The sequence below is a fragment of the Bacillus thermozeamaize genome (assembly GCA_002159075.1).
Classification (GTDB): domain Bacteria; phylum Bacillota; class Bacilli; order ZCTH02-B2; family ZCTH02-B2; genus Bacillus_BB; species Bacillus_BB thermozeamaize.
Map to the genome: position 1 here is coordinate 32,014 of LZRT01000134.1, position 13,700 is coordinate 45,713.

The following is a 13,700-nucleotide window of genomic DNA, read 5'->3' on the forward strand; positions in this document are numbered from 1 at the left end:
CTCACTGATCTCCTTCCTTTGTGTTTGATTGGATCGATGTTTTGGTTTTCTTCTCGTACTCCTTCAGCTTGGCACGCAGCGCTTCAATTTCTTTTTCCAGCGCCTTTTTCTCAAGATCTTTCATCATCTCATCCAGATGCGAGTCTTTCGGCGGCATCCCAGCCGCTTCCTGGCTCACTGCCGGGCCGTCCATGCTGGGGGCATGTTCTCCCATCGTGCCCCAGCCGCCTCCCGTATGTCCCCAACCTCCACCGGATTTATGTCCCCACATTGAGCTGCTGTAGCCGCTCCAGCCTGGCGAGAACATTTGGTCCGGTTCTTTCGGAATCACCAGGCTGGCAATGATGTACAACGGGATGATCACACCTCCGGAAAAGAAGGCAGCCAATGCCACAACCAACCGCAGCAGGGTAGGGTCAACGTTGAGCACTTCCGCCAACCCGCCGCACAATCCTGTCAGTTTTCGGTCTCTGCTCGAACGATACAGCTTTTTCATCACTTACAGCCCTCCTGACTCAACCTCTGACGTAATCGATTCACTTCCTCCTCCACCGCCTGAAGCGCGGTACTGCTTGCGGCAACCGGTGCACTCCGGGTCATTTGCCGGACCTCACGCCATGCTTTCGATTCCAGCTCCAGGTCGGAAATGCGCTCCTCTATGCGACGAAACATCTGCCTGTCGGGCCTGAGCCCCATTTTCCCCGTCCACTGGTTCATCTGCTGCTGCAGGCGCACCGTCTCCAACCGTGCCTGAAAATACCCTCGGTGCTCCAGCAATTCCTGGTATTCCATCCTTAATTCCAGCAATTGATTTTCCATTTCAAGCAGCGATTTCTCGCTTTCTTCACACAATACGCGGTAATCCCTGCTTTTCTCCTCGTAGTGCACCTTCTCTTGGATAGCCAGGCGGGCCATTTCCTCTTCACCGGCTTTCATGGCAAGATAAGCCTGATGCTCCCTTTTTTGCTTCATCTCTTCGGAATAAACAAGCTGCCGTTTCAGGAACTGCACGTGAACCTGACACTGCCGGTACAAGCGTTCCAATTTATGGATTTGTTCCCGCAGTTCCGCCAAGTAGCGATCCATCAGTCGAATGGGATCCTCTGTCTGTTCCAACATCTCATGGAAAGTGGCTACGCCGATGTCTCGCATCCGTCTGAATACACCCAATCAAGCTCCCTCCTTTAATATTGCAACTACAAGAAAACCAACATCCTGGTTTCATTGTAGGGAAACCCCGGCTTTGCCAAAACCGACCCGCGGCGGTTTTTCCCCCTGGACCAAAGACCGGGAAACTTGTCCGACTTGTGTCGAACCAACCCCCTAATGCAATGGAAAACTGCGGAACCGTCACGGCATTTCTTCGTCCAAACAAATGAAAACGCAATGCACAGAAAGGGGAAACACAATGGAAAAAGCCAAGGCATGGAAAAAGAGATTGTTTACGGCCCTTAGCGTTTCATCCCTGTCGCTGCTTTTGGTCGGCTGCGGAACAACGGCACCGGAATCGGCGCCACAAGAACCCGCAAGCGCCAATGGCGCTCCTGCCCAAGAACCCGCTTCTGCGCAAGAACCAGTTGACCATCAAAACAAGCCGTCAGGTCAGGATCCGGATACACCGGTCGTAAAAAACCTGGAACGCCCCGAAAAAGCAGAGATCAAGCTGAACCTGGAAGGGATGGAAGAAACGGAAACGGGAACACTGACGAAAAGCAGCGATCAGAAATACAGCTTCTACTTGCTGCCCGGTTTTGAATGGACGGCCGAAGAACCGGGAAAGGATCTCATTTCCTTTAAGAACGATGATCGTTTCAACATGCGGATCGAAAAAATAGGTTCCGTCACCAACCTGGAAGATCTAAGGAAAAACATGGAAGAGGAACTGGCCATGATCGGAAAGGTGGAGGACGTCAAAAATGCCGGGATTTCGGAACCGTTCAAGAAAAACGCTATCCTTTACCTTCGCGCCTCATCCGAGGATCTGACAAAAAATATTGTCGTCACGGCGATTGACGGGACGATGTTCCGCTTCACCATGTCCCTGCCGCATACCGAAGCGGCCGAAGGAGTGGAGCCCCGCTTCTGGGCGATGCTGGAAACCTTGAAAACAGGGGATTGAGGAAGAATAAGAAAAATCCATATTGATAAAAAAGCAGGGTCCCGCTGAGGGGAATCCCTGCTTTTTCTTTAACATATGTATGGTGAAAGAAATAGATGATGGTATAATGACAGGGAGTGTAGATTTTTGTCAGTAAGATCGGCTTATTGTAGATCGTTGACTTTAGGAGGGCCGCTGATTGTTTTTTCAACAGATCCTCGATTTTCTGATGAATTTCGGCGCTTGGGGGCTTTTTATTCACGCCTTTATTGACGCAATCATCTTTCCGATACCCGCCTTTTTCCTGCAAGTGTCCCTGAGCTTGATCAATCCATCCTCCGCATTATGGCTTGCGACAGTTGGGTACATCGGCTGTCTCCTGGGAACACCGTTTGGCTATCTGATCGGAAAGTTTTTAGGAAATTCTCTGTTGTATAAATTGCTGAAAAAACAGTGGATAGAATCTGCGTCAGCAATGTTTCAACGAAATGGAGAACTGGCCATCCTGGTCGGCTCCTTTACGCCCATTCCATTCAAAGTGTTTACCATCCTGGCCGGATGCCTAAAATTTTCCCTTTGGCGGCTGATCGGATACGCGGCCATCGGACGGGCAGCCAAGTTTTACGTGGTTGGTGCGCTGTTCTTCGTGTATGGCAAGGCGGCAGAAGCCATGGTCAACGAGTACTTGAACTACCTTTTCCTTGGAGTGGCCTTGCTGCTGACGTTCGTGATCCTTTTCAAGAAAAGGATGCAAAAGAACAGGCAAGAGCAAAAAGAACAAACGGAAGAAATCTGACCTCCACCGTGTCAAGCGGCCAAACACATATGTTGGATTGGCGTGCGTCACGAAAACCCTTGATTTAAGAGGGTTTCTCTTTGGCAAAGGTTGAACCGGGGTTGTCAGGGCAAAAGGTGAGTAAAAAATCCGGACGGTTGCGCCCGGATTTCATTTTACACAATCATTCTTCTTTGGATTGCAACTGGTTAAGGAAGATCATGACGAACTTGATCAACTCGAGCACAGAGATCAACGCAGCCGCCACATAAGTCAGCGCAGCAGCACCAAGCACCTTGTCCACACCGTGCTCTTCCTCTTGAATGCAATGGTATGTATCGCGACTTGGGAAACGCCCAAATTTTCCAGCGGTTTCTCAATCAAACGGGCAACTGCCGGTTCGCCAACCCAACCAAGTCCAAGGGAAGCGAGCGTGATTCCCAGCTGGCAGGCGGAAAGGTAAGCGTCCAAGTTTTCAGTGATTTTCTGCGCGATTTTCGCTTTTCGATTCCCTTCCTCGACCAACTGCGCCAATCGGCTCGAACGGATTTTCACCATCGCAAACTCCGCCGCGACGAAAAATCCATTCATGAACACGAGAAAAAACACCAAAAACAAGTTAAACAATGTAAGACCCGGACCGTCCAAGTATTCGTCCCTGCAAAGAGGGACTCCACCTCCTGATATTTCATGTTTTTAAATGAACGGATGCGCTCCAATCAGAAGGTGCAGCGTGTGGATGAAAGAAGCGCATTGAACGGACATCTGTTTGGTGAGCACCCGCAATTGCTGTTCGTTTAATTTGGACAACAGCGGCTTTAATTCCAGAAGCCGATCCTCCAACAGATGAATTTGTTCACAAATTTCGCGCATCTTTTCGGAAACGTCCGCCGCGGGGAGTTTTTGTTCGTCAAGGACTCTTAATCGTTCCCGGATTTCTTCCAGCGACAGCTTCTCTTTTTTGAATAATTGAATCAGCCTTAACCGTTCCAATGCTTCTTCCGAATAATACCGATAATTCGATTCCGTCCGTTCGAAGGTCAGCAATCCCAGCTGCGTGTAGTAATCAATGGTGCGTTTCGAGACATTGGCGGCCTTTGCCAGTTCTCCTATGCGATACAATTTCCCATCTCAATCACCCTCTCGTTTGATTTAACCCCATTATAGGATTTTAAAAGTGTACAGTCAAACGTTATGGGTGTCGTTTTCCGGAGATCATGACCTGCAAACGTTCAAAGCCCCCACGGCATACTACCATGGAGGCTTCCTCATTTAGCCCCTGATTATTCCTCGCTGATTTGTGTGACCGCCCCGGCCCGGCGCGGCTACGGCCAGGAAGCCGGGCTTATGCCTATTTCTTCAAATGATACGGAACCGTCGTCACAATGACATCTTTCCGAAACAGCAAGTAAGCGTGTATCAGCAGGCCTGTTTGGTTATGAAGGATGTTGTGCCAGCCTTTCTTGGGTATGAACTGCGGAATGATGATCGTGACCTCGTAGTTCGATTGACTCGCTTTGCGTTGCACCGAATCAATAAATTTGCTTAGCGGCTGAATAATGCTCCTGTATGGAGAATAAAGCGTCACAAGCCGAATATCAGGCATCCACCGGTGCCATTTTTCTGCAAAACGCGACTCATCTTCCCTATCGAAAGAGACATAAACGGCGATGATCTGTTCCGCGTGAAGAGATCGGGCATAGTTTATGGAGTGCTCAACAACTTGCGTGATGCCTGACACGGGCAGAATGAACACATTTCCTTCGATAGGCACAACGGAATCGCAGGCTGACACTCTCAACTGTTCGCCGACAGCATCATAGTGTTTTCGAATGTGATGAAACAAGTAAATGATGAGCGGCAAGAAAACAAGCACCGGCCATACCTGCTGGAATCTTGTCAAAAAGAAGATGCCAGTCACGGTCATGCAAATCAGGGCGCCTGTCACGTTAATGAAAAGTTTTGGCATCCAGCCTCGCGGTTTCTCGCGAACCCATTTGACAATCATGCCTGTCTGAGAAAGGGTAAAGGGAATGAATACGCCGACAGCATACAGCGGAATCAGATGTTCGGTTTGGCCATGAAAGGCAATGATTAAAACGATGGATAAAACCCCAAGAAAAATGATTCCGTTTGAGTAACCCAACCGGTCCCCTCGAATGGTGAACATGCGTGGGATAAATTTATCTTTGGCAAGGTTGACGGCAAGTAACGGAAAAGCGGAATAAGCGGTGTTCGCGGCAAGGATTAAGATCAATGCCGTGATTCCTTGAATGAAGTAGTACATAAAGTTCCGGCCGAAGGTCTGCTCGGCGATCTGTGAGAGAACGGTCACCTCGGGCCTTGGGGTAATCCCGTAATAGTAAGCTAAAATGACAATGCCGGAAAATAACGCAGCAAGCAAGATGCCCATTGCGACCAACGTTTTGGCCGCATTCTTAGGTGCCGGATCTTTAAAGTTCGGTATCGCATTCGTAATGGCCTCGACTCCGGTTAAAGAGGAACTTCCTGAGGCAAACGCTCGAAGCAGCAAAAACAAGCTGATGCCGGCGATGGGCGTGCCGATGGGTGCATGCACATCCGGCGGAAGCTTACCGGTTATAACATTGTAAATGCCTGCTCCGATTAAGATGAACAACGCCAATACAAACAAATACACCGGATAGGCGAGAATGGAAGCGGACTCCCTGACCCCCCTTAAGTTGAGTAAAGTCAAAAACACGACAAAAGCGACGGCAATCGCAACCGTATGTTCATGTAAACCCGGAAAAGCGGAAGTGATCGCGTCTGTGCCCGCCGAAACGCTGACCGCCACCGTCAATATATAGTCCACTAACAATGAACCGCCGGCGATCAAGCCCGGGTACAACCCCAAATTTTCCTTGGATACGACATAAGCTCCCCCGCCATGAGGATAAGAAAATATGATTTGACGGTAGGATAAAATAAGGGCCAGCAATAAAATCAACACGCCGATGCCAATCGGAATGGAATACCAAAATGCAGCAGCGCCGACCGTCATTAAGACCAACAAAATTTGTTCCGGACCGTAAGCGACGGAAGATAAAGCATCCGAAGAGAGAATCGCAAGAGCCTTCGTCTTGTTCAGTTTTTGCTCGCCTATTTCCGTGGATTTCAAAGGTCTTCCAATTAAAAGTCTTTTCAAAGAAGCCAAGTTACTGACACCACCGAGTATGGATTCATGTTTGCATGAAATTTGCATGAAACCCTTGTTGCCAAAAAGTGAAAATCAACGGGCAAGCAGCAAGCTCTTCTGTCGATAATATCCCCATTTTTGTTTCCAACATAAAAAACCGCAGAGGTATCCCCTGCGGCCTAAATCGGACCGTAGACGTTTCACCCTCCCCACAGACGCTTACGAGGTTAGCTGACGGATTCGGGCGGTGAGAGACGCCCTACCCAAAACAGAGACTCCCTGACGCTCTGCTTCGGGATTCACCCCAGGTGACGCTTGCTCCGGCTCTCACACCAAAGCAGCTTCACCATTCGGTTCCCCCGCTTTCCTTGACGGAAATTCAGCGATTAGATTATGAAACTTGGTTATGAATTTGTTACGTATGTTACTCCTGCGAACGGAAACTGTAAAGTTATAAATGCGAAGATTTAATCCTTATTTCATGAAGGTGATCGAATAATCATGCTGATTATCGCTTTAATCTCTTCATTTCAATTCGTATCTCTTGATTTCTTCCTTTTATGGCCTGGCTAAGGGATGCCGGGAATTCGCACACCACGCTTGATGTGATTCTTGCTTAACAAGAATCCTTTGCCTCTGGATTGCACAAGAAGTTGGATGTAAGCTTAATATGATTTAATAGTTATACCGAACCTGATTGGCATGATTGACCGGCCAACTGTCCCACCCATTGCTGAACAAAGCCGTATGAACTATATCTATGCCTGTATAGGGGTATGGATAAGCCCATTTTGTTTGGTATTGTATGATATTTCCATTCAGATTTCGGGTAAGAAGATTCGCGATACGAAAGCTTACCCAATCCTCATATAAAGATACTTGTTGAGTGACACGTGGATGAATCTTTCGTTCCTTTGTATCTATAAATATTTTCCAGTCCAGGAGTTCATCAGTTGCAAAAGGGAGTGCGTGCTTGAACTCTGCACGATATCCCAAGTAGCCATTGTAACCTTTGATTTCGGTGGACCCTTCCAGCAAAAGGTAATCATAGAGCGGATCTATTATCTCTGGATCCGGATTATTGTTTAACTTATAATGGTCTATCAACCTACCAGCCAACAACCCTGATGAAGTATAGGTACTTCCAATTACTTCTACGTACCTAGGAAAAAACATATCGCTCTGAACCATCATCTCATTCAAATTCTCCCTATTTCTCTCCAACCAGCTTTTTTCCAAGCTCAGAATTTCTTGCAAATAGTAGTGTTCCGATGGGGTGTTTTCGAGCATCCCGACAGACATATTCACAGCAACAAGAGAGGATGTACTCAGCGAATAGCCAAGGATGTCGTAGACCCCGTCTCCAAGCTTTAGAGTCAGTTGATCCAACCCGACCAATTCAGCGTAGTCCTCTAAGGAAAGCCCCCCGTACAAAAAGACCTTTTTTCCCATGGCAAACTGTACTTGCACGTATTCCTGCATGTGAGAATCTGAACGAATTTCCTTCACATCTGCAATTAACACGTCAAAAGGACTTTCATCTGTATAAACAACTTTAATAAGGCCTTCGTCCATCACCATCCGCAACAGCGAAAGCGAATCGTCTCGCCTATTTTGCAAAATGTCTTCGACAACTGGTCTGCGATCTTTTTTGGAGTAAATAAACAATGTTTTATCTTCTGAAAACGGAAACTCTTCGATCGAGTAATCATTTGTGCCCTTTGCACAACCGGTTAACAAACAAGCCAAGCTGAAGACGAGAATGATCATCCCTTTTTTCATACAAACCCTCTTTTATGAAAAATATCAGCAATTCAATATGAGAATGAAATGTTAATGAATAATATGATGAAAAAAGACCGGCAATAAAAGCCAGTCTGATACATTTTTTACTTATGAATGATCCATCTCAAAAATTTCCCCAAAAAATACAAGCATCCGATGAAAAACAAGAACACGATTAATAAAAGCAATATTGTGATTATAAAATTCAAGAAGTGAAATGCCAAGTTATCACCTTCAAACTTTCCTGCATCATCAAGATAATCCTCTAAATTAATTATTTTATCAGATTTCGGCGGACAAGCTACGCTCTCATGCAAGTTACACATCCTGTTTGGTTACGTGCTTGGGATGGTATGAATTTGGCTGATTCCATTTTGCCAAGCAGAAAGGCGCTTTTTAGTAAAAAACACGATTTTTTATCCTAACAATCCATGAATGACGAAGATTTAATCGGATTATTCAAGCGCGAAAGTTGAGTTATACTACTGCTGCTTAATATTAAATTGTTTCATTTTCCTATATAGCGTGCTTCTTGAAATTCCTAACATTTCGGCTACCTCCTTTGCGGATGTTGTCTTCTGTAACGCCTTTTCAATGGCTTCTTTTTCCAATTCTTTAAGTTTGAATATTTTTTTATACGGTTGATGCATATTGTTCCCAGACTGTCCGATATCCAAACAAAGATGCTCAGGTTTGATTTCATTCTCTTTAAAAGCTAGAAAAAAAGCGCGCTCAATGGTGTTCTTTAACTCTCTGATATTTCCAGGCCAAGAATGTAGATGAAGTTGATGTAGACAATCGTTTGAAATGCGCATAGGACCCTGGCCATACTGATTGTAGAGCTCATGAAGCATCTCTGTGACCAAATGGGAAATATCCTCTTTACGATCTCTTAATGGCGGAATTTCAAGGGTAAATACATTCAGCCTATAGTACAAATCAGCCCTAAATGAGCGTCCATAAGCGATCTCTTCTTTAAGATTACGGTTGGTTGCACTAATGATTCGGACATTGACTGGTCTTTCGCGGTCATCACCCAGCCGGGTGATCGTCTTGTTGGCGATAGCACGTAATAAGTAAGCTTGAAGTTCCAATGGCATTTCTCCTATTTCATCTAAAAAGAGCGTCCCCCCGTCAGCCTGTTCAAATTTACCTTTCATCCCACCTTTTTTTGCTCCTGTAAAGGCACCTTCCTTATATCCGAACAATTCACTGGCGATCAGCTCTTTTGGGATGGCTCCCATATTGACAGCGACAAAAGGGGAATTCTTCCGTTCACTCTGTTCATGTATGGCCCGAGCCAATACTTCTTTCCCCGTCCCTGTTTCCCCTAAAATCAAAACATTGGCATCAGTACCTGCCGCTACTTTAGCTAATTGTAGCGTTTGCTGATAGGCAACATTTTTCGTCCGTATTGTGTGGAACTGAAAAATTTTCTCTTTCTTTTTATTCTTATGTGTTAATAATGAATGATCTGAAATCGAACAACCCAATAAGACCCGTAAAGGCTCATGATGATGAATCACTTGGTCAACTATCATGTTAAAATTTTTTCTAAGTTCATCTGAATCGACCTTCTTCCCTACACCAATATTTAACAATTGTTGAGCACGGGTACTGGCAAACAGCACTTTACTCTGTTGGTCCAACACAATCAGCACATCACCCGAGTGTTCCTTCCAAATATTCACAATCGCCATCCAGGGTAAAGGTTTAGGTAAGCTGATATTGTATTTGAAAAAAGGGTTAGGCTCAATCTCTGTATCAGAAGACCAAACCAAATCAAACTGCCCCTCATGATTTGCCCGGCCAATAAAAACCTGGCGGGATAAATGCATATTATTGGGGTCTACCTTTAAAACTCCATTAGGAGCCTTAAAAGATCTCCCCTTTAAGTACCGAAAAATATCCTGACGATGAACGTTTCCAGTTTTGTCGATGGCCTCTAACAGAAGACGAACTCCGATGTACGTATTCATCATGACTGAAGAGATCACGCTATCTTCTCCAATAAATTTCTTAAATTCGGCGATAAATTTCTCATTCTCTCGATTCGGTATCGATTGAAAGTAGCTGGCACATCCATAGTGGCCAGCGCCATATTTTTCACCCATGGCTTTAATCTCGATTTCCGATGTAATGGGACTGAAGATAGGTATTTCCGCCGGATCCACTCCCATGTCATAATAACACCGGTAAAAATATTTAACATTTTCTCCTACCAGAGTGGATAATATAGCGTCTGGTCTACGGGCTAAGATGTCTTTAATAATCTCTTCAAAACGATTTTGGCCAAATGACACATAACTTTCTCCCACCACTTCGCCATTCAGTTGAGTAATGTATTCATATATTTGACGATTGGTGTAATGCGGATATATATAATCCGTTCCAATCAAATATACTTTGGGACCAAAATGAGAAATCATGTAAAGTAACAAAGTGAAAATTTGCTGGTTAGGGACTTCACCTGTATAAAAAACATGAGGGTGGGCTTCCAACCCCTCATACAACGTCGGATACATTAACAATGAATCATACCTCTCGAGTACGGGTAAAAGAGCTTTGCGACAAGCTGAAGTATAACAACCGATGAAGATTTTCACTCCTGATTTCGCTAATTCTTCCGCTTGCCTCACACACTCATCCGGATCAGATCGGATATCACAAACTATCGTGTTCAACCGAACCAGCTGATAACTTTGTTGAAGATAACGATTGATAGCAAACCGGGCTGCCTGGTACTGTCCTTTTTCAGTTATGGATGTCACACCGGTGAGGGAAAACAATAATCCTAAGCTGATCTCATTCATCAAAAACCCCCCTTCGATTTGTGTCAATTTGATACACAGTGTGCCATAAAAGGACAGAACGCGTTCCCTCTGCTAAACTAGTAAATTTAGTATACATGATGATTTATTATTAACTCAACTTTCAAACTTGAAAATCCAGTTAAACTATTGTCACACATACGGATTATCTACACAAAAAATCGTGTTATTGACAGAAAAACACCTCTCTGTTCGGGAAAATGGAATCAGGCTAAATTAGAGAGTGTTTATTCAAAGTTGTTCAGTCTTAGTTTTCACTCCTTCTTTCGGCCAACTTCTTATTTGATTTTTTTGGAATGTTTCATTGGAAAATTGGCATCATTTTTGCTTTTTGGGATGTAGAGGGAAAGGAGGTGAAAATTGGTTTGTTTTACCATGGTTAACTATGGTTCTGATAAAGTCTGATTAAGGACTTAGAAAGTTTATGATGGAGGGATGATGATGAGCAAACTACACATAACTGTCGATCCGAACCGGCCGGCAGAAGAACAAAAAGAAGTGCTACAGAATCGGTGGCATCCTGACATTCCTGCCATTGCAGATGTAAAACCAGGAGATGACTTTATCCTTGAATGTCTGGATTGGACGGCGGGACAAGTGCGAAATGATGACAGCGCGGACGACATTCGTGATATGGATTTGACACCAAACCACCATCTTACCGGACCAATCTATGTAGAAGGCGCCGAACCAGGCGACCTACTCATTGTCGATATTTTAGATCTTGGGCCTCACCCCAAGCGTAATTGGGGATACACCGGTATTTTCTCCAAGTATAATGGCGGCGGATTTTTAACCGATCATTTTCCTCACGCCCATAAAGCCATCTGGGATTTTAACGGAGTGTATGCTACTTCCAGACACATCCCGGGGGTACGCATTCCTTCAATCGCACACCCTGGTATTTTGGGAACAGCCCCCTCCCACGACCTGCTTCAAAAATGGAATGAACGGGAAAGAAAACTGATCTCCCAAAATAGTAATCGAGTCCCTCCACTGGCCTTGCCGCCGGAGCCGAAAAATGCCATCCTCGGTAACTTAAAACCGGGCACCGGAGAATACGATCGCATCGCCAAAGAGGCCGCCCGCACCATTCCGCCGAGAGAAAATGGTGGTAACCGTGATATCAAAAATTTAACCCGTGGTGCAAGGGCTTATTTACCCGTATACGTGCCTGGAGCCAAATTAACCGTTGGAGATCTTCACTTTACACAAGGGGATGGGGAAATTACATTTTGCGGTGCCATTGAAATGGCAGGCTGGATCCACCTGCATGTGGATGTGATCAAGAATGGCATGAGCAAATATAATATCAGTCACCCGATTTTTATTCCTAGTCCCATAGAACCTCGGTTTTCAAAGTATATCGTCTTTGAAGGCTATTCTGTAGATGAGGAAGGAAATCAACATTACCTTGATGCACACGTGGCTTATAGACAAGCTTGCCTCCAGGCAATCGAATACTTGAAAGGATTTGGTTACAGTGGCGAAGAAGCGTATATGATATTAGGAACGGCGCCTATTGAAGGTCGAATAAGTTCTGTGGTGGATATCCCCAATGCGTGTTGTACCCTGTGGCTCCCCACTGACATCTTCGATTTTGACATTATGCCAACCGATGACGGACCGAAAAAAGTCATAAAAGGCGGTACTTTACCGAAAGCACTGTAATCAAGCGCTGAAGAGGAGTAACAGCTAGAGAACGCTGGTGTAAAACGACGCCAGCGTTCATCCCACTACAACCCACCCCCTTCCTCATTTAATCCTCTGGAGGTGGTTAAACTTGGATACTGTGGGCCTTTTTTATGTTGGAGCTGTCCTCTTCATTAATGGGTTAATGTTGCTGGAACGTGTGGATGCCAAGAGTGCAGCGATATTTAATCTTTTTGTTGGTGCCCTGCAAACGATAACACCCCTGTATCTCATTATGACAGCAGGTGAGAACCCCTGGCTAATCTTTAGTGCTAGCGGCATTTTGCTTTTCGGTTTCACATATCTCTACGTCGGTATTGTTACTTTACTAAACATAGATACGAATGGAATTGGCTGGTATTCCTTATGGGTTGCAATCGCCGCATGTAGTCATGCAGGTGTTAACATGATTTACTTAAAAAACATAAAATTCGGGATTATTTGGCTAATGTGGGCCTTTCTGTGGTTATTGTTCTTTCTATTACTTGGCTTAAAAAAAGATATCAGAAGATTTACAGGTTGGGTAACGTTGATCATAAGCTGGTTCACTGCAACCATTCCGGCATTTTTAATATTAATTAATGCCTGGGATATCGTCTCGAATGCCTTGTTCGCAGTGTTTGCCCTTTTACTGGTGATATGGTTTGTATATTTATATTTTAAACGGGGAACTGATTCCAAGAAACCATCTATGAGGTACAATGCTCCCACAGGCTGATACACGTGAGAAAAAATTATGCCCGAGTTTCAAAAGTTCTTTGCAAAAGCAATTTTGTAACGAAGTGAATTCCTAACAAGTATAAGAAACAAGGAAATTCCCAGATAAAAATCATGTTTTTTATAAACAAAAAGCCGGAACACTCCATTTCGGAGCAAATCCGGCTTCTTTTTACGTATCCATATATAGGTACGCGCATACCACCCTGAATATGGCACACGCATCCTCTTTCAACAAACACTTCCTGCCGTCACCTGGTGCTTGTTAGGCAAACCAGAACGTACAGGCAACCAGACCGGTGTTACCATAGCCGGCCTTCCCTTCTTCCTGCATCCCGGCACCGCGTCACATACGGTTTCCCGTATGGCTGGGATGAAGGTTCAAGGGCTATCCCTGGTGCGGAACAGGAAATCATACATCCAACCTTCCCGGCATGGGTCCGTTGGTATAAGCTTAGCAGTTATGTAAATTATAGCATATACATGACAAGAAGGAAACTATTGTTTGAAAAACAATTGGTAGTGTCAAGAAGTTTGTGTAAATCACTTAGGGCATCCAGTGGAATTGGACACGGAAGTCTTATCCTTCCTGGTAACTGCTTACGATAGCGGAAAGGTTCTGTCAAGGGCGAGCGCTAGCGAGGG

12 protein-coding genes are annotated in these 13,700 nt (G+C 45.0%); 4 read left to right on the forward strand and 8 right to left on the reverse strand.

Translation table 11 applies throughout. The features are described 5' to 3' along the window. Position 1 precedes the first annotated feature (1 nt). Both BAA01_04645 and BAA01_04650 read right to left on the reverse strand, forming a co-directional pair. Positions 2–496 carry a hypothetical protein gene (locus tag BAA01_04645; GenBank protein OUM84330.1) on the reverse strand — a complete coding sequence of 165 codons (495 nt, stop codon included), beginning with the start codon at positions 494–496 and terminating at the stop codon, positions 2–4. Beyond that, a complete protein-coding gene (locus tag BAA01_04650) occupies positions 496–1,170 on the reverse strand; it encodes a hypothetical protein (GenBank protein ID OUM84331.1) in 675 nt (224 codons plus the stop codon). Before BAA01_04650 ends, BAA01_04645 begins: the two co-directional genes overlap by 1 nt. A gap of 238 nt (positions 1,171–1,408) precedes the next feature. On the opposite strand from BAA01_04650, the gene BAA01_04655 reads away from it, so the two are divergent. Both BAA01_04655 and BAA01_04660 read left to right on the forward strand, forming a co-directional pair. Then, a complete protein-coding gene (locus BAA01_04655) occupies positions 1,409–2,119 on the forward strand; it encodes a hypothetical protein (protein ID OUM84332.1) in 711 nt (236 codons plus the stop codon). A gap of 208 nt (positions 2,120–2,327) precedes the next feature. Next, positions 2,328–2,894: a hypothetical protein gene (locus BAA01_04660; protein OUM84347.1), complete on the forward strand. Its 567-nt coding sequence runs from the start codon at positions 2,328–2,330 to the stop codon at positions 2,892–2,894. A 252-nt stretch (positions 2,895–3,146) separates the two neighbouring features. Here the strand turns inward: BAA01_04660 and BAA01_04665 are convergent, their stop codons facing one another. The 6 genes from BAA01_04665 to BAA01_04690 all read right to left on the reverse strand — a co-directional run bounded on the left by BAA01_04665 (position 3,147) and on the right by BAA01_04690 (position 10,628). Next, a complete protein-coding gene (locus BAA01_04665; GenBank protein ID OUM84333.1) occupies positions 3,147–3,521 on the reverse strand; it encodes a hypothetical protein in 375 nt (124 codons plus the stop codon). Positions 3,522–3,569: 48 nt separating this feature from the next. Then, on the reverse strand, positions 3,570–3,995 hold the full coding sequence (locus tag BAA01_04670) for a MerR family transcriptional regulator (GenBank protein OUM84334.1): 426 nt from the start codon (positions 3,993–3,995) through the stop codon (positions 3,570–3,572). Between the two features lie 229 nt (positions 3,996–4,224). Then, positions 4,225–6,096 (reverse strand): amino acid permease, encoded by a 1,872-nt coding sequence (locus BAA01_04675; GenBank protein ID OUM84335.1) that lies wholly within the window; start codon positions 6,094–6,096, stop codon positions 4,225–4,227. Positions 6,097–6,705: 609 nt separating this feature from the next. Then, positions 6,706–7,812: a hypothetical protein gene (locus BAA01_04680; protein ID OUM84336.1), complete on the reverse strand. Its 1,107-nt coding sequence runs from the start codon at positions 7,810–7,812 to the stop codon at positions 6,706–6,708. 107 nt (positions 7,813–7,919) lie between these two features. Then, a complete protein-coding gene (locus BAA01_04685; protein OUM84337.1) occupies positions 7,920–8,132 on the reverse strand; it encodes a hypothetical protein in 213 nt (70 codons plus the stop codon). Between the two features lie 165 nt (positions 8,133–8,297). Next, complete coding sequence (locus tag BAA01_04690) at positions 8,298–10,628, reverse strand: hypothetical protein (protein OUM84338.1); 2,331 nt, start codon at positions 10,626–10,628, stop codon at positions 8,298–8,300. A 459-nt stretch (positions 10,629–11,087) separates the two neighbouring features. Here BAA01_04690 and BAA01_04695 point away from each other — a divergent pair, with 459 nt between their 5' ends. Together BAA01_04695 and BAA01_04700 are read left to right on the forward strand one after the other, a co-directional pair. Continuing rightward, complete coding sequence (locus tag BAA01_04695) at positions 11,088–12,317, forward strand: formamidase (protein ID OUM84339.1); 1,230 nt, start codon at positions 11,088–11,090, stop codon at positions 12,315–12,317. Positions 12,318–12,483: 166 nt separating this feature from the next. Further along, the gene (locus BAA01_04700; protein OUM84348.1) at positions 12,484–13,056 is read left to right on the forward strand and encodes a transporter; all 573 of its coding nucleotides are present in this window, start codon (positions 12,484–12,486) and stop codon (positions 13,054–13,056) included. Positions 13,057–13,700 lie beyond the last annotated feature (644 nt).

Coding starts and splice junctions, on each gene's coding strand:
- BAA01_04680 (OUM84336.1), bottom strand. CDS start 7,812: ATGAAAAAAGGGATGATCATTCTCGTCTTCAGCTTGGCTTGTTTGTTA.
- BAA01_04645 (OUM84330.1), bottom strand. CDS start 496: ATGAAAAAGCTGTATCGTTCGAGCAGAGACCGAAAACTGACAGGATTG.
- BAA01_04660 (OUM84347.1), top strand. CDS start 2,328: ATGAATTTCGGCGCTTGGGGGCTTTTTATTCACGCCTTTATTGACGCA.
- BAA01_04690 (OUM84338.1), bottom strand. CDS start 10,628: ATGAATGAGATCAGCTTAGGATTATTGTTTTCCCTCACCGGTGTGACA.
- BAA01_04700 (OUM84348.1), top strand. CDS start 12,484: ATGTTGCTGGAACGTGTGGATGCCAAGAGTGCAGCGATATTTAATCTT.
- BAA01_04695 (OUM84339.1), top strand. CDS start 11,088: ATGAGCAAACTACACATAACTGTCGATCCGAACCGGCCGGCAGAAGAA.
- BAA01_04655 (OUM84332.1), top strand. CDS start 1,409: ATGGAAAAAGCCAAGGCATGGAAAAAGAGATTGTTTACGGCCCTTAGC.
- BAA01_04675 (OUM84335.1), bottom strand. CDS start 6,096: ATGCAAATTTCATGCAAACATGAATCCATACTCGGTGGTGTCAGTAAC.